The following is a 14,055-nucleotide window of genomic DNA, read 5'->3' as shown; positions in this document are numbered from 1 at the left end:
ACCCGCATGCCGTTCCCGCCTGACGAGGCCCGCCGATGAACCGGCCGCCCGATCGCAGCGGCGCATCCGATGGCACGTGGCGTCCCGCCGCGAACCCGTGGCTCATCGCGATCGTCGTCACGCTCGCCGCGTTCATGGAAATCCTCGACACGACGATCGTCAACGTCGCGCTGCCGCACATCGCCGGCACGATGTCGGCGAGCTACGACGAGGCGACCTGGACGCTCACGTCGTATCTCGTCGCGAACGGCATCGTGCTGCCGATCTCGGGCTTCCTCGGGCGCATGCTCGGCCGCAAGCGCTACTTCCTGCTGTGCATCGCCGCGTTTACCGTGTGCTCGTTCCTGTGCGGCGTCGCGACCAACCTCGGCGAACTGATCGTGTTCCGCGTGCTGCAGGGACTGTTCGGCGGCGGCCTGCAGCCGAACCAGCAGTCGATCATCCTCGATACGTTTCCGCCCGAGCAGCGCAACCGCGCGTTCTCGATCTCGGCGATCGCGATCGTCGTCGCGCCGGTGCTCGGGCCGACGCTCGGCGGCTGGATCACCGACCATTTCTCGTGGCGCTGGGTGTTCCTGCTCAACGTGCCGATCGGCGCGCTGACCGTGCTCGCGGTGATGCAGCTCGTCGAGGATCCGCCGTGGCGGCGCGGCGCCGACCGCGGGATCTCCATCGACTACATCGGCATCGGGCTGATCGCGATCGGGCTCGGTTGCCTGCAGGTGATGCTCGATCGCGGCGAGGACGAGGACTGGTTCGGCTCGAACTTCATCCGCGTGTTTGCCGTGCTGTCCGCACTCGGGTTGATCGGCGCGACGCTGTGGCTGCTGCGTACGAAGAAACCGGTGGTCGACCTGTCGTGCCTGCGCGATCGCAATTTCGCGCTCGGCTGCGTGACGATCGCGACGTTCGCGGCCGTGCTGTACGGCAGCGCGGTGATCGTGCCGCAGCTCGCGCAGCAGCGTCTCGGCTACACGGCGACGCTCGCGGGCCTCGTGCTGTCGCCCGGCGCGCTGCTGATCACGCTCGAGATTCCGCTCGTGAGCCGGCTGATGCCGCACGTGCAGACGCGCTATCTCGTCGGGTTCGGTTTCGTGCTGCTGTGCGCCTCGCTGATCTATTCGCGCACGCTGGTGCCCGACATCGACTACACGCACCTCATGATGATCCGGTGTGCGCAGTCGCTCGCGATCGGCTTCATGTTCGTGCCGATCACGACGCTCGCGTACCTGACCGTGCCGCAGCGGCTCAACGACGACGCGTCCGCGCTGTTCACGATGTTCCGCAACGTCGCGGGCTCGATCGGCATCTCGGTGTCGACCGCCTTGATCCGCGAACGCACGCAGGCGCGCATGGCCCATCTGTCCACGCACATGTCGACGCTGTCGCAGAACTTCCAGGACGCGCTGCAGGAGAACGCGCGCGCGATCGCCGCGCTGACGGGCGCGCCGCCGCCGGCCGCGCTGCAGACGGCGAACGGGCGGCTGTACGAGACATTCATCGCGCAGGCGACGATCCTCGCGTATATCGACGTGTTCGCGATCCTCGCGGTGTTCTGCGCATTCAGCATTCCGCTGACGTTCCTGTTCACGCCGGCGAAGGCCGCGGGCGGCGCGGGAGGGCATTGACATGCGCATGCATCGGGAGCACCGCAACCGCCGCTGGATTCGCGCTATCGCGTGTCGCACGGTGACGATATTCATCGGATGCGTCGGTATCGCAAGCTGCACCGTCGGACCCGACTACCAGCCGCCGCACGCGGACGCGCCGGACACCTGGCATGCGATGCAGGCGGACGGTCGGGCGGCGGCCCCCGCATCCGGCGTGGCCGTCCGGTCTTCGCCGACGATCGACGCCGACCCCGATCCGCGCTGGTGGCGCGCGTTCGGCGATCCGCTGCTCGACCGGCTCGTCGAGCGCGCCGCGCACGACAACCTCGATGTGCAGGCCGCCGTGCTGCGCATCGCACAGGCGCGCGCGCAGGTTCGCGCCGCCGCCGCGCAGGGTTTGCCGGACGTGCGTGCGACCGCCAGCTACCAGCGCGAACAGCTCGGCCTGAAAGGCATCGTCGAGGAGCAGGGCATCGACCAGCGCGTCGATCGTCTCGGCGCGCCGGGATCACCGCTCGACCGGTTCGGGCCGGGAACCGGCGCGCGCGTGCAGCAAGGCGCGCGCGGCGCGCTCGATGCCCTCGAAGCGCCGGTCAACCTGTGGCAGGCCGGGTTCGACGCGTCATGGGAACTGGACCTGTTCGGGCGCGTGCGTCGCTCGGTCGAAGCGGCCGGCGCCCAGACGAGCGCGGCGGTCGCGAGCCGCGACGACGCGCTGCTGTCGCTCGAGGCCGAGGTCGCGCAGACCTATCTGCAACTGCGCGGCGCGCAAGCGCAGCGCGCGCTGGCCGACGACCTGCAACGCGCGCAGCGCGACCTGCTCGACCTGACGCGCGAGCAGGCCGCGCATGGTCTCGCGAGCGATCTCGACGTGCGCAGCGCCGACGCGCGGCTCGCGCAGATTCGCGCCCAACTGCCGCAGTTCGACCAGCAGATCGTGCTGCTGCGCAACGGTCTCGCGTACCTGGTCGGCGGCGCGCCGGGCGCGCTCGACGACTGGCTTGCCGCCCCGCGCGCGTTGCCGGACGTGCCGCCGACCGTACCCGTCGGCTTGCCGTCGACGCTCGCGCGCCGGCGCCCCGACATCCGCCGCGCGGAAGCCGAACTGCACGCGGCCACCGCCGACGTCGGCGTCGCGGTCGCACAGTTCTATCCGGACATTTCGCTGACGGGGCAGGTCGGCCTGCGCGCGTCGCACGTGCGCGAACTCGCGCACTGGTCGCATCTGTTCTATGCGTTCGGGCCGGCCGTGTCCCTGCCGATCTTTTCCGGCGGCGCGCTCGTGTCGAACCTGCGGCTGTCGCAGGCGCGCCAGGCCGAGGCGGCGCTCGCCTACCGGCAGGCGGTGCTCGTCGCGCTGCGCGACGTCGACAATGCGCTGGCCGTGTACCGCACCGATCAGGCGCGCGCGGCCGCGCTCGACGATGCGGTGAAGGCCGAACAGGGCGCGCTGGACCTCGCGCGCGATCGTTACCGAAAGGGGTTGTCGCCGTTCCTCGACGTGCTGGACGCCGAGCGGCAATGGTCGGAGGGCCGGCAGCAGGCCGAGCAGGGTGCGTTGCAGACGACGACCGATCTCGTCGCGCTGTACAAGGCGCTCGGCGGCGGATGGCAGGCCGGCGCGGGCACGAATGCGGATACCGGTACGGCTCGCCCGCAATAGCTGCGAGCGCGCGCCGGACATCGCGGGCCGCGCGTGCGATGCCGTTCGTCGGTCCACGCGCGGCCTCAATCCCACGCGTGCTTGCTGAACTGATAGCCCCTGGAGCGGATGGTCTTGATCCGTTTCGGTTCGTTCGCATCGTCGCGCAGCTTGCGGCGCAGCTTCGAGATGCGGCCGTCGATCGAACGATCGAGGCCGTCGAACGCGATGCCGCGCAGCAGCAGCGTCAGCTCTTCCCGGCTGACCACCTCGCCCGCGCGGCACACGAGGGCCCACAGCAGGTCGAATTCGGTCGACGTCAAACGCGGCACGCTGCCGTCGGGAAGATGCACGCGGCGATCGGCCCGGTCGATCGAAAACTTGCCGAATACGTATCGCTGCGGCGTATCGGGCACGGGGTCGCTCGCCGGCACGCGCGTGCGCCGCAACTGCGCCTTGATCCGCGCGAGCAGCAGGCGCGGCTCGACCGGCTTGCGGAGAAAATCGTCCGCACCGAGTTCCAGGCCGAGCAATTCGTCGAACGGTTCGTCGCGGCCCGTCACCATGATCACGATACCGTCGTAATGCACGCGCGCTTCGCGGCAGATCTCGAAACCGTCCTTGCCCGGCAGGTTGACGTCGAGCAGCACCAGGTCGGGGCGGCTCGCGACGATCGCCGACACCGCGCCGGCACCGTCGTACAGCGTATCCACCTGGTAATGATGCTTGCGCAGATAGTCGGCGATCAGCGCGGACAGCGGGACGTCGTCTTCGACGAGCAGGATTCGGATCGGCATCGGTAAACGAAGGGGGCAAAACGGGAAGGTGGCGAGCGGTCAGGCCCAGTCCGAGCGCGTCGTAGCCGAAGCGACGTGGATGATACTGCGCAACATTCCGGCGGTATGTGACGAAATCTGAATCGTTCGGTGAACTGAGCTATGGGCAAATCGCTGCTGGAGGGGGGAAAGCGCGGGGCGGGCGGCGCCGGGCCGCGGGTGAGATCGAAACGGGTCGATGCGAGATCCGGCGCGGCGCGCGCGACGATGCGCGAGCGGGCATCCTTCAGACGAAAACGTTTGCGCCAATCCGGCGTCGCGAATCTGGCCCGCACCGGCCGAACCTAAGCCAGGCAAGGTTAGTCGACATATCATTACAAAATATTACCGACGTTGTCGCGTCTCGCTTCCTACAATTCCCGAACCTGACTCGCGCGCATCGCATACTGCGGTGGCGTCCGTTTCCCGGTCGCATCGACTGCCTGCTTCGGCGACACGTCGAGTCATGCATGCGCGCATGCGTGACCGGAGGCGCACGGGTCGGATCGACGCCGCGCCGGCTCCCGGCGAGCGGGCAAGCGGACAGTGCGAATTATTCAACGGGAGGCGAAATGACGCCGTTGCAAGTCGTCCTGAGTCTCGAGTCGCTAACGCATGCGATCGAAGCAGCGGTGGCGCGTGCCGACTGGAGCGAGGCCGTCCGGGCTGCCGAGAGGCGTTCGGCGTTCATCGTTGCGCTCGCACCCGATCAACCGGACGAGGTCGTGTCGGCGCTGATGAAACTGCAGGAGATCGACGTCCGGATCTCCACCGTCGCGCGCGACACGCTGGAGGCGCTCATCGCGGAAGGCTGGGCGGCGTTGCACGCGGCCCGCGCGACAACGAGCGCGCCGAGTGTGTGGCCGCAGTCGCACGACACCGGTGCCGCGGCAACGCGACACTGAGATTCGTTTCTTTCGGTGGTGGCATGAAATTCAGAAAACGCGCCGGGCAAGTCGAGGCAACGCGCTGGTTCGCCGACGGCGACCATGAACGGGTAGAGCGCCGTCACGGCAAGTGGGCGGTCGCGACGCCGGAAGGCTGGCGCTCGGTGAAGCCGGGCGACTGGATCCTGCGCGACGAATGCGGCAACTGCTGGCCGATGGACGACGGCCTGTTCATGCACTGCTACGAACCGGTCGCCGATTGACCCGGCGCCGACTCGCCGTGCTCAGCGACACTTTCGCGAAAACATCAACGAATCGGCGTCGTTGAAGCGGATGCGCAGCGGCTCGCCGTAACCGGCTTTCTCCGCGACCCGAATCGATGCGACGTTGGTCGGCGCGATCAGGCATACGCTGCGCTCGAACCGCTGCTGCGCGTCGAGCCATCCGAGCGCGGCCGCGAGCGCCTCGGTCGCATAGCCGTTGCCCTGCGCCCACGTCGCCAGCGCCCAGCCGGCTTCCGGCACGCCGCGAATCGGCGGCTCGATGTTCCGGTGGAAATCCGCGAAGCCGAGATCGCCGACATAGCGGCCCGACGCCTTTTCGCGGATCGCCCAGTAGCCATAGCCGAGCAGCGGCCACAGCCCGCGATACGCGAGCATGCGCATCCACGAGTCGCGCGGCTTGGAAGGCTCGCCGTTGAAGATGTGCGCGACGACGCCGGGTTCCGCCCACATCGCGGCGAGTGCGTCGAAGTCGCCGAGCGGATGGCCTTCGAGAATCAGGCGCGGCGTATCGAGAACGGGCGGGGACGAGACGGAGGGGGCGGCGCTGAATGTCATCGGGCGTTCCATGAGGAAGGGATGGCGACGCAGGGCGCCGCGCTTGAGCCCCTTACGATACCGCTAAACGGCGATGTGGATGCAATCCCCGCCCGCATCGGCGCATGCGACCGCATCATGCGGATGGCCGGGGGCCGGCGGTGCTCGCACGGACCGGCTCGCGTGACGGCGTCGCGGTCTGGTGCGCGTCACGCGGGGCGCTCGACGGATGCGGGCCGTTCGCCGCCGTGTGGCGAATACCGGTGCGAACACGGCCTGGGGTGAGTTGTCGGTCCGCTTGCTGACAACGGCAATCGACGCGCCTGCGTGTTGCGTACAACGCGAGATCGTGCCCGTGCCGAATGGCGGGTTACTTGCGGCTCTTCAGGAAATTGCGCCCCTGCGCGGTGATCGACGCGCCGGAGCGTCCGTTCGCCGCATGGCTGACGAAGCCCGCGCCGACGAGTTCCTGTTCGATCGACCAGCCGAGCGCCGGCGCGTCGCGGCCGTAGCGAACATCGGCGAGGCGTTCGAGCGCCCAGATCGCGGAGGCCGACAGGTTGGGGGTGTTGGACGTCAGGTTGTCGTTCATCGCTTCCTCGGGAAATGGCGTTTCGGGGTGGACGGCGCGCGGCCGCGGGATCGGCGGCGCCGAGCATCAGCTTGCCTGGAGCAACGGCAGCAGCGCGTGCAGCGCCGCTTCCTCGTCGGGGCCGGTGGCGAGCACCTGGGCCGACGTGCCGCCGTGAACCTGGAGCGCCGCAATCGCGCCGCTGTCTTTTGCATTGCTGCCGAGCCCGTTCGCGATCAACTGGATGTCGCTCTCGAAGCGGCGTGCCGCGGCGACGGCCGCGTCGCGCGCGGCGCGACCCCGATTGCGGTTCCATGCGGGGCCGATTTCAACGTACACGACGGTTGCCACGATGCTGGAAAGCCTCCGGGCGGGTGGGCGCGGCAGCGCGCGACATGCACGGTTGCGCACGTGCTGCGGGACCTCGGGCGGCCGGCGCGCAGATTTCCCGCAGGATTGCGAGGCGCCGGCCGGGCGGATTGCATGCGTCATTCGGCGCGAACCTGCCGACATCGGCTGCAAAGGTGCGTTCAAATTCGCGGATTGTCGAAAGTGGACGATTATAATGCATCGGCCCGATCATGTGAATTGCATTATAATGCCGTGTGCGCCGATGCCGGCCTGCGGTCCTGCCGCGGGCGAGTCGCCGCACCTCCGGGCGCGCAATCTGCTCGCCCGGCATCGTCGATCGACCCGAATGCCTCCCCGAATGGAAACCGCAATGAACGCCCCCGCCTGCCCGCAATGCGCGATGGAAAACACTTACCCTGACGGCGCGCTGACCGTGTGCGCGGACTGCGGCCATGAATGGTCGGCCGACGCCGGCGCCGAGGCCGGCGACGAACCGGCAGGCGACGTCGTCAAGGACGCGAACGGCAACGTGCTGTCGGACGGCGATTCGGTGGTGCTGATCAAGGATCTGCGCGTGAAGGGTTCGTCGATCACGCTGAAGATGGGCACCAAGGTCAAGAGCATCCGGCTCGTCGGCGGCGATCACGAAGTCGATTGCAAGACCGACATGGGCGGCTTCATGCTGAAGGCGTGCTACCTGAAGAAGGTCTGAGCGCGCGGTTAGCGACCGTTGCATCCGCGTTTTCATCCGCCGCGTTTTCAGCCGAGTACCCGCGCATGGCCGAGGATCGAACTTCCTACGACGCGTTCGTCAGGTTCCTGGCGACGCCGCTGAACGACGGCCGGCCGTTCGTGCTGAAGACGCAGCACGCGCTCTCGCTGCACTTCGATCATTTCGGCACCCAAAGCTTCATGTCGCTGCGCGATCCGGTGCAGCTGACGCTCGGTTATACGCGCGTGATGATGGGTTTCCTGCTGCTGCAGGCCGAGCCCGCACACATCTGCATGCTCGGGCTCGGCGGCGGTTCGCTCGCGAAGTACTGCTATCGCCACCTGCCCGGCACGGCGATCGACGCGGTCGAGATCAATCCGGACGTGATCGCGCTGCGCAACGTGTTCAGGATTCCTGCCGACGATGCGCGCTTTCGCGTGGTATGCGCGGACGGTGCGGATCATCTGGAACGGGCGGACGTCCGCACGGACGTGATCCTGCACGATGCGTTCGTCGCCGACGGTATGCGCGGCCGCTGTACGGGTCGCACCTTCCTCGATGCGTGCCGCGCGCGCCTGAGCGAATCCGGGGTGCTCGCGATCAACTTCATGGACGACGATCCGGCATTGCCGCAACACCTCGAGCAACTGCGAGCGGTATTCGGTTCGTCGTATGCGCTGGCGCCGTGCGGCGACGACAACAACTTCGTTGCATTCGCATGGAAGGACGGCAGCCGGCTGCCGTCGTTGCGTATCCTGCTGGAGCGGGCGCTCGCCTGCCCGCAGGCCGGCGAGCTGAAGCTGGCGGCCACCGCGAGGCGCATGAAGCACGGCGAGGGCATCGATCCACGCCGGCTGGTCAGGCGCGCGCAGTCGCACGAACGCTGGGAGATCGGCACGTAACGATCGTTGCGGATACCTGGGGGCACTGAGCGGCGGCGCGCGCCTTTGCGGTCGCGCTTACTTCACGCGCTTGCCGATCGCGCTGCGGGTCTTGTACGTGACGCCGTGCCGGTCGAGATATTCGCGGATCAACTGCCGCACGACTTGCGATGGCGTAAGATCCTGCTCCGCGCAGAGCATCTCGAAGGCTTCCTTCTTCGCGGGATCGATCAGGACGGTCAGGCGGGCGGTTTTCGTTTCCATGACGGGGCGAGGGTGGTCGATATGTTAATCAAATTATAATCGATCCGCTTTCGGCGTTACCGTGCGCAAGCACCGCCCGTAGCGCACGATCAGCGTCGGCTGCGCAGCAGCGCGAGCAGGTCGTCGATCACCGGCACGATCGCGAGCGTGACGAGCATCGCCGCGAGCGGCACGGTCGATACGTAGCCCACGTGCTTGAAACCGATGGCGCCGGCGAGGCCGCCGACGAAGAACGACGCGAGCATCGTCGCGTGAATCCTCAGTTTCGAACGGTTGGCGATCACCGCGTGCGCGTCGACGTCGATGGCGGAGCGGTTCCAGTAGAACAGCTTCCCGAGTTCGATGCCGAGGTCGGTCACGATGCCCGTCACGTGCGTCGTGCGGATTTCCGCGCCCGACAGCTTCGTGATCGTCGCGTTCTGCAGCCCCATGATGAAGCACAGCAGCGTCACGGTCACCGGCACGAAGAAGGTTTCCCACAGCGCGAGATGGCTGCCGAGCAGCCCGAACAGCAACAGCAGTGCGGCTTCGACCAGCAGCGGCAGCATGAACTGGCTGTGCAGCCCGCGGCGGCGCCCCCAGTTGACGAGGATTGCCGAGCAACTGGCGCCGATCAGGAACGACCCGAGCGAGCTGATGCCGGCGAGCGCGAACCGCACGTCGCCGAGCGCCGTCTGGTCGGCGATCGCCGACACGATCCCGCTCATGTGCGACGTGTACTGCTTGACCGCGAGAAAACCGCCGGCATTGGCCGCGCCGGCAACGAACGCGAGCGAAAACCCGAGCTGGCGGTTCGCGGTCGCACTGCGGTGTTTTCCCGTCAGGTTTCGGAAGTACTGCGCTGGCATAAGGGCTTCGCTCAATCGTCGCGGGTTCGCGGGTACGGGCGGAAAACCGCTGCGGGCGGCGTGACGGGCACACCGCCCGCAGCGGATGCCGGGCCATCGAATCATGTGATCAACATGGTAATGTCATTATCATACTCTGTTGGCTGGATGGTGCTTTCAGTACAATGATGCAAAGTGCCGCTGGCTGGCCGTTTCGCCGCTGCGCGGCGCGCGCTTGCGATCACTTCTGCTCACCGCTTCATGACCCCGATCAAGTTCATCCTTCGCTACACGGCGATTCCGTTCACGGCCATCGTCGCCGTGGTGATCTGGACTGTCATACCATCGTCGAAAGAGATCGATGCGAGACAATACGCGGCGCTGTCGCGCGCGTACGCGAGTTTCCCGCTGCCGTTCCGGCGCGAGATCTCGGACACGATGGCGCACGGCACGATCAACGACCGGCGCTATCAGGCACTCGTGCGCGATTCGCTCGGCAACGGCGTCGCGCTGGACTGGCCGGCATCGGGCGTCGGCGGCGTCGCCGACGAGCGGCACAAACTGGCCGAACTGATTCGGGCCGATTCGGAACTTCAAAGGCAACGGCAATGAAAACCCTGCTGGTCTCTGTGGCATTCGCGATGATCATCGCGAGCCTGATCTTCGCGCTGTACTTCATGAATCACGATCGCGGCAAGTCCAAGCGGATGGCGTGGTCGCTCGCCGCGCGCGTCGGGTTGTCGGTCACGCTGTTTCTGTCGCTGCTGATCGCATACAAGCTCGGCTGGATCGAACCGACCGGATTGCCGATCGGGCGGTGAACCGGTGGACGCCTCGCCGCAGGCGGGGCGTTTTCGCAAACGCTGGTTTGATCGGATAATGAAGCTATTGTGATAAGAATACTTATCCCGATAGTCGCGATGCGAATGCGTGGCGTCGATGGAATCGCAAACTCGCATGCCCGGGGTGCGGTAACGACGCTAGCTGCCCGACTCGCTCGTCACGCCGTGACGATATGCGCGCGGCGAACAACCCACGATGCGCTTGAACGCATGACCGAACGCGCTATCCGAGTCGTAGCCGAGCCGCTGCGCGATCGTCGATACCGGCGCGTTCGAGCGGCGCAGTTCGCGCATCGCCATCTGTATCCGCCACCGCAGCACGTATTCGAGCGGCCCGAACCCGAGCCGCCGCTTGAAATGCAGCGCGAACGTGGAACGCGACACGTGGCAGCAGGCCGCCAGGGCGTCGACGGTCCAGCGTCGCTCGGGCGCGGCGTGAATCGCGGCCAGCGCCGCGCTGACCCGCGAATCCGCGAACCCGGCAAGCCACCCGACATCGCCGTTCGCGCCGGCGTCCACATAGCGCCGCAGAATCTGTACGAGCATCATGTGGCCGAGATGCCGAACCATCAGCGACCCGCCCGGCGACGACGCGTCGAATTCCCGCGCGAGCTGCTGTAGCGACCAGCGCAACACCGCTGCCGATTCGGAATCGCCGCTCACGATCACCACGGGCGGCAGGTTGCCGAGCAGCAGCGGCATGCCTTCCTCGTACGCGAAGCGGCCGCCGATCAGAAAGCAGTCGGCCGGTTCGCCATAGTGCGCGATACCGCGTTCGACATGCCGGTACATGTCGGCGGCCGGGATCGGCGCGACCGACGGATCGCTCGCCAGCGAAAACGCCCGCGGCGCGGCGAGCAGGAAGCAGTCGCCCGCGCGCAGCCGGACGGGCGGTCCCGCACCGTCGACGGTCAGCCAGCAACTGCCTTCGACCACCGCATTGAACTTGATCCCGTCGGGTGGGGGAAGGTCGACCGCCCACGGGCCGCCGGCCCGCAAGCCGGTGAAAAACGAGTCGCGCGTCTCCAGCAGCGACAGCACTTCCGATAGCGGGTCCACGCACAGCCCCCGGACGATCTCGACGAAAAACCGGATTCTATTGCATTCACAGTCCGGTTGTACGGCCGGAGAATGATCTCGTGCGGTGACGCGGCCGATGGGCGGCCGCGTGCTTCGCGCACCATTCCTGGAGCCTTCAATGACGAGCAGGCAGCACCCTCTTCATTCCGGATTCGACGCCGCCTCGACGGCGAGCGACGTCCTGGCCGGCGTCGACCTGCACGGCAAGACCGCCGTCGTCACGGGCGGCCATTCGGGCCTTGGCCTCGAAACCACGCGTGCCCTGGCGCAAGCCGGCGCGCACGTCGTCGTCGGCGCACGGAGCATCGCGGCCGCGCGCGAAGCGACCCGCGGCATCGCCGGCGTGGAGATCGCGCCGCTCGAACTCGCCGACGCCGCGAGCGTGGCCGCATTCGCCGCGCGGTTCGTCGACGCGCGGCGCAACGTGCATATCGTCATCAACAGCGCAGGCATCATGGCGTGCCCCGAGACGCGCGTCGGCGACGGTCGGGAAGCGCAGATGGCCGTCAACCACCTCGGTCACTACGCGCTCGTCAACCGGCTGTGGCCTGTGCTGACGCACGGCGACGGCGCGCGCGTGATTGCGGTGTCGTCGCTCGGGCACCGGCTGTCGCCGATCCGCTGGGACGATATCGAGTTCGCGCGCGGTTACGACAAGTGGCTGGCGTACGCGCAGTCGAAAACCGCCAACGCCTTGTTCGCGGTGCAGCTCGACGTGCTTGGGGCGCCGTTCGGTGTCCGAGCGTATTCGCTGCATCCCGGCAAGATCGCGACGCCGCTGCAGCGTCATCTGACGCGAGAAGAAATGATGGCGCAGGGCTGGGTCGACGAGCACGGCGTGCCGGTCGATCCGACGTTCAAGACGCCTGCGCAGGGGGCGGCAACCCAGGTATGGGCGGCGACGTCGCCGCGCATCGCCGATCTCGGCGGCGTCTATTGCGAGGATTGCGACGTTGCGGCGGTGACGCGCGGCAACGAGGAATCGGGCGTGCGGCCGCATGCGATCGATCCGGAGGAGGCGTCGCGGCTGTGGGCGTGGTCCGCGGCAGCGACGGGTGTCGATGCTTTTGCGGCGCGCCGCTGACGCCCCGACATTCGCCGGGCGCCGCGCGGGTATCGGGGGCGGCACGACGCCCGCGCGTGGCAGCCTATCCGCGCGTCTGCCGCAGCACGCGCCCCATCTCCGCGATCGGCATGGCAACGATCGAATTCAGCAACCGCATTTCCCCGGCGTCCGGATGCGCGACGTTCCGCACTTCATCGAGCGTTTGCTCGACGTGACGATCGAGCGGTTCGAGAAAACGCTGCAATTCAGTGGCGGCCGCTTTCTCCCTGAGCCCGAGCGCCTGACCGAACGCGACCAGCGCCTCCACGTCGATATCGGCAAACCGCGTCGCATGCCCGAGCGGCATCGTCAGCTCGCAGTGCGGCCAGTGATCGCCCCGATGGCCGGGGCGGTGCGTCGGCGTGTGATACGCGACCGTGCTGACGATGTCGTAGAACGGCGCGAGCCGGTAGCCGCGCGCGTCGACGAAGAACGACAGGTTCTTCAGGTGCGCGTCGGCGTTGCCGGCCACTACGTTGAACACGGTCCAGCGGAACACCGACAGGCGTGTCAGCGCGCGCGTGCTGGTGCGGTCGATCGCACGGGCAAGCTCCTGCGCATTGGCCCGCTGGTATTTGAAACCGCGGTCGTAGTTCAGCAGTTGCATCGCGTCGATCGTATGCACGCGCCCGGCCGGTTCGGACGTGACGTCGCGGTCGAACCGGTCGATCACGTAGCAGGCGGACGGCGCGCGCAGGAAATGAACGTCGGGCACGTCGAGCCCCATCTTCTTCGCGAGCTGCATGCAGAAGAACTCGTTGATCGCCGAATGCGGATAGCCGGCCGCGCGCATGTCGGGTTTGAGCAGGTGCATCGACGGCTCGCTGCCGACCGGCTCGAACAGCGCGTAGTCGGGCGCATCGCCGCGCAGCACCAGCAGGAGCTTTTGCTGCGCGCCGGCCGCCGACATGCGCTTGGGTGCGGTGGCCGTCAGCGCGCGCTCGGGCATCGCCTGAATCCGGCGCTCGAGCTCGTCGAGCGGCAGCGGTTGCAGGCCGCCGGCCGCTTCGTGCTCGCCGTCGGCCAGCAGCGTCAGCGCGCCGGCCGATTCGCGGCCGAAGTACGCGAGCAGGCCCCACGCGTCGGCCGCATCGACCTTCGCCTCGCGCGCGAGCGACGTACGCATGCCTTCCTCCGGCAGCAGGTTGTCGAAGAACCACTGAACCGGGCGATCGGTCGACGTGTCGGTGAAGACGCCGGCGCGAAGCGGGAACGCCGGCGACAGCGGATACGCGGCGGGCGACGCGAGCCAGTTCGCGTCGTACGCGAACGACCAGATGCCTTTGTCGTCGGTCAGCGTGCCCATGCGCACGCCGTTCGCGGACGCGATCAGCGTTCTAGCCGCCATGGCTGCTCCTGCGGCGTTGCGCGGCCTTCAGCGCGGTGGCTTCGGAAATCTCGATCGACGATTCGGCATACAGCCGCACCCCCAGTTCGCCGAGCAACAGCATGACCTTGCCGATTTGCGCGGTCGGCTTGCCGGCTTCCACCTGGCTGATGAATTTTGGCGACAGCCCGGTCGCGTTCGCGAGCTCGTCCCGCGTGAATCCCTGCTGGATCCGCGTCGCGCGAATGAGGTGGGCGAGCGCGCCGATCGTGTCGACGGACCGGGACTCCGACATGACGTTCTCCGTGCTTCGTATCTGATCG

The 14,055-nt window shown here is 67.4% G+C and carries 18 protein-coding genes; 9 read left to right on the top strand and 9 right to left on the bottom strand.

What is annotated here, in order from left to right; genetic code table 11:
• Positions 1 to 35: 35 nt before the first annotated feature.
• Positions 36 to 1,628: a DHA2 family efflux MFS transporter permease subunit gene (locus WT24_RS18130; RefSeq protein WP_059499318.1), complete on the top strand. Its 1,593-nt coding sequence runs from the start codon at positions 36 to 38 to the stop codon at positions 1,626 to 1,628.
• A gap of 1 nt (position 1,629) precedes the next feature.
• Positions 1,630 to 3,273: an efflux transporter outer membrane subunit gene (locus tag WT24_RS18125; protein WP_156441831.1), complete on the top strand. Its 1,644-nt coding sequence runs from the start codon at positions 1,630 to 1,632 to the stop codon at positions 3,271 to 3,273.
• 65 nt (positions 3,274 to 3,338) lie between these two features.
• On the opposite strand, the gene WT24_RS18120 is transcribed toward WT24_RS18125, so the two are convergent.
• Positions 3,339 to 4,049, bottom strand: coding sequence for a response regulator (locus WT24_RS18120; RefSeq protein WP_060035340.1), 711 nt, complete (start codon positions 4,047 to 4,049; stop codon positions 3,339 to 3,341).
• 590 nt (positions 4,050 to 4,639) lie between these two features.
• On the opposite strand from WT24_RS18120, the gene WT24_RS18115 reads away from it, so the two are divergent.
• Together WT24_RS18115 and WT24_RS18110 are read left to right on the top strand one after the other, a co-directional pair.
• Positions 4,640 to 4,972, top strand: coding sequence for a hypothetical protein (locus WT24_RS18115; protein WP_060035338.1), 333 nt, complete (start codon positions 4,640 to 4,642; stop codon positions 4,970 to 4,972).
• Positions 4,973 to 4,995: 23 nt separating this feature from the next.
• Positions 4,996 to 5,217: a hypothetical protein gene (locus WT24_RS18110; RefSeq protein ID WP_059794237.1), complete on the top strand. Its 222-nt coding sequence runs from the start codon at positions 4,996 to 4,998 to the stop codon at positions 5,215 to 5,217.
• Positions 5,218 to 5,238: 21 nt separating this feature from the next.
• On the opposite strand, the gene WT24_RS18105 is transcribed toward WT24_RS18110, so the two are convergent.
• The 3 genes from WT24_RS18105 to WT24_RS18095 all read right to left on the bottom strand — a co-directional run bounded on the left by WT24_RS18105 (position 5,239) and on the right by WT24_RS18095 (position 6,694).
• On the bottom strand, positions 5,239 to 5,805 hold the full coding sequence (locus tag WT24_RS18105) for a GNAT family N-acetyltransferase (RefSeq protein ID WP_060035336.1): 567 nt from the start codon (positions 5,803 to 5,805) through the stop codon (positions 5,239 to 5,241).
• A 337-nt stretch (positions 5,806 to 6,142) separates the two neighbouring features.
• Positions 6,143 to 6,364, bottom strand: a complete 222-nt coding sequence (locus tag WT24_RS18100) for a hypothetical protein (protein WP_034209183.1) — start codon at positions 6,362 to 6,364, stop codon at positions 6,143 to 6,145.
• A gap of 66 nt (positions 6,365 to 6,430) precedes the next feature.
• Positions 6,431 to 6,694, bottom strand: a complete 264-nt coding sequence (locus WT24_RS18095) for an HPr family phosphocarrier protein (protein WP_059499323.1) — start codon at positions 6,692 to 6,694, stop codon at positions 6,431 to 6,433.
• A gap of 358 nt (positions 6,695 to 7,052) precedes the next feature.
• Here WT24_RS18095 and WT24_RS18090 point away from each other — a divergent pair, with 358 nt between their 5' ends.
• Complete coding sequence (locus tag WT24_RS18090) at positions 7,053 to 7,406, top strand: zinc ribbon domain-containing protein YjdM (RefSeq protein WP_373557108.1); 354 nt, start codon at positions 7,053 to 7,055, stop codon at positions 7,404 to 7,406.
• A 65-nt stretch (positions 7,407 to 7,471) separates the two neighbouring features.
• A complete protein-coding gene (locus tag WT24_RS18085; RefSeq protein ID WP_060035334.1) occupies positions 7,472 to 8,308 on the top strand; it encodes a spermidine synthase in 837 nt (278 codons plus the stop codon).
• Positions 8,309 to 8,365: 57 nt separating this feature from the next.
• Here WT24_RS18085 and WT24_RS18080 read toward each other — a convergent pair whose 3' ends face one another.
• Together WT24_RS18080 and WT24_RS18075 are read right to left on the bottom strand one after the other, a co-directional pair.
• Positions 8,366 to 8,551 (bottom strand): ribbon-helix-helix protein, CopG family, encoded by a 186-nt coding sequence (locus WT24_RS18080; protein WP_006489181.1) that lies wholly within the window; start codon positions 8,549 to 8,551, stop codon positions 8,366 to 8,368.
• 89 nt (positions 8,552 to 8,640) lie between these two features.
• On the bottom strand, positions 8,641 to 9,399 hold the full coding sequence (locus WT24_RS18075; RefSeq protein WP_059499325.1) for a YoaK family protein: 759 nt from the start codon (positions 9,397 to 9,399) through the stop codon (positions 8,641 to 8,643).
• Between the two features lie 240 nt (positions 9,400 to 9,639).
• Here WT24_RS18075 and WT24_RS18070 point away from each other — a divergent pair, with 240 nt between their 5' ends.
• Positions 9,640 to 9,990, top strand: coding sequence for a hypothetical protein (locus tag WT24_RS18070; protein WP_034209179.1), 351 nt, complete (start codon positions 9,640 to 9,642; stop codon positions 9,988 to 9,990).
• The gene (locus WT24_RS18065) at positions 9,987 to 10,199 is read left to right on the top strand and encodes a twin transmembrane helix small protein (protein WP_006489184.1); all 213 of its coding nucleotides are present in this window, start codon (positions 9,987 to 9,989) and stop codon (positions 10,197 to 10,199) included. Before WT24_RS18070 ends, WT24_RS18065 begins: the two co-directional genes overlap by 4 nt.
• Before the next feature lie 159 nt (positions 10,200 to 10,358).
• Here WT24_RS18065 and WT24_RS18060 read toward each other — a convergent pair whose 3' ends face one another.
• Positions 10,359 to 11,279 carry an AraC family transcriptional regulator gene (locus tag WT24_RS18060; protein ID WP_060035333.1) on the bottom strand — a complete coding sequence of 307 codons (921 nt, stop codon included), beginning with the start codon at positions 11,277 to 11,279 and terminating at the stop codon, positions 10,359 to 10,361.
• A 139-nt stretch (positions 11,280 to 11,418) separates the two neighbouring features.
• Between WT24_RS18060 and WT24_RS18055 the strand changes: the two genes are divergently transcribed.
• On the top strand, positions 11,419 to 12,384 hold the full coding sequence (locus WT24_RS18055) for an SDR family NAD(P)-dependent oxidoreductase (RefSeq protein WP_060035331.1): 966 nt from the start codon (positions 11,419 to 11,421) through the stop codon (positions 12,382 to 12,384).
• Between the two features lie 64 nt (positions 12,385 to 12,448).
• Here the strand turns inward: WT24_RS18055 and WT24_RS18050 are convergent, their stop codons facing one another.
• Positions 12,449 to 13,753: a HipA domain-containing protein gene (locus tag WT24_RS18050; protein WP_060035329.1), complete on the bottom strand. Its 1,305-nt coding sequence runs from the start codon at positions 13,751 to 13,753 to the stop codon at positions 12,449 to 12,451.
• Positions 13,743 to 14,027, bottom strand: coding sequence for a helix-turn-helix domain-containing protein (locus WT24_RS18045; protein WP_059499329.1), 285 nt, complete (start codon positions 14,025 to 14,027; stop codon positions 13,743 to 13,745). The genes WT24_RS18050 and WT24_RS18045 overlap by 11 nt, the downstream gene beginning before the upstream one ends.
• Between the last annotated feature and the right edge of the window lie 28 nt (positions 14,028 to 14,055).

Origin of the sequence: Burkholderia sp. MSMB1078WGS, assembly GCF_001528895.1 — a bacterium.
Classification (GTDB): Bacteria; Pseudomonadota; Gammaproteobacteria; order Burkholderiales; family Burkholderiaceae; genus Burkholderia.
This window is presented reverse-complemented; position numbering and strand designations above follow the sequence as displayed.

Bases quoted from the DNA above. Each gene is read 5' to 3' on its own strand.
- WT24_RS18120 (WP_060035340.1), bottom strand. From the start codon at position 4,049: ATGCCGATCCGAATCCTGCTCGTCGAAGACGACGTCCCGCTGTCCGCG.
- WT24_RS18065 (WP_006489184.1), top strand. From the start codon at position 9,987: ATGAAAACCCTGCTGGTCTCTGTGGCATTCGCGATGATCATCGCGAGC.
- WT24_RS18050 (WP_060035329.1), bottom strand. From the start codon at position 13,753: ATGGCGGCTAGAACGCTGATCGCGTCCGCGAACGGCGTGCGCATGGGC.
- WT24_RS18080 (WP_006489181.1), bottom strand. From the start codon at position 8,551: ATGGAAACGAAAACCGCCCGCCTGACCGTCCTGATCGATCCCGCGAAG.
- WT24_RS18125 (WP_156441831.1), top strand. From the start codon at position 1,630: ATGCGCATGCATCGGGAGCACCGCAACCGCCGCTGGATTCGCGCTATC.
- WT24_RS18100 (WP_034209183.1), bottom strand. From the start codon at position 6,364: ATGAACGACAACCTGACGTCCAACACCCCCAACCTGTCGGCCTCCGCG.
- WT24_RS18070 (WP_034209179.1), top strand. From the start codon at position 9,640: ATGACCCCGATCAAGTTCATCCTTCGCTACACGGCGATTCCGTTCACG.
- WT24_RS18045 (WP_059499329.1), bottom strand. From the start codon at position 14,027: ATGTCGGAGTCCCGGTCCGTCGACACGATCGGCGCGCTCGCCCACCTC.
- WT24_RS18085 (WP_060035334.1), top strand. From the start codon at position 7,472: ATGGCCGAGGATCGAACTTCCTACGACGCGTTCGTCAGGTTCCTGGCG.
- WT24_RS18075 (WP_059499325.1), bottom strand. From the start codon at position 9,399: ATGCCAGCGCAGTACTTCCGAAACCTGACGGGAAAACACCGCAGTGCG.
- WT24_RS18110 (WP_059794237.1), top strand. From the start codon at position 4,996: ATGAAATTCAGAAAACGCGCCGGGCAAGTCGAGGCAACGCGCTGGTTC.
- WT24_RS18115 (WP_060035338.1), top strand. From the start codon at position 4,640: ATGACGCCGTTGCAAGTCGTCCTGAGTCTCGAGTCGCTAACGCATGCG.
- WT24_RS18105 (WP_060035336.1), bottom strand. From the start codon at position 5,805: ATGGAACGCCCGATGACATTCAGCGCCGCCCCCTCCGTCTCGTCCCCG.
- WT24_RS18130 (WP_059499318.1), top strand. From the start codon at position 36: ATGAACCGGCCGCCCGATCGCAGCGGCGCATCCGATGGCACGTGGCGT.
- WT24_RS18055 (WP_060035331.1), top strand. From the start codon at position 11,419: ATGACGAGCAGGCAGCACCCTCTTCATTCCGGATTCGACGCCGCCTCG.
- WT24_RS18090 (WP_373557108.1), top strand. From the start codon at position 7,053: ATGGAAACCGCAATGAACGCCCCCGCCTGCCCGCAATGCGCGATGGAA.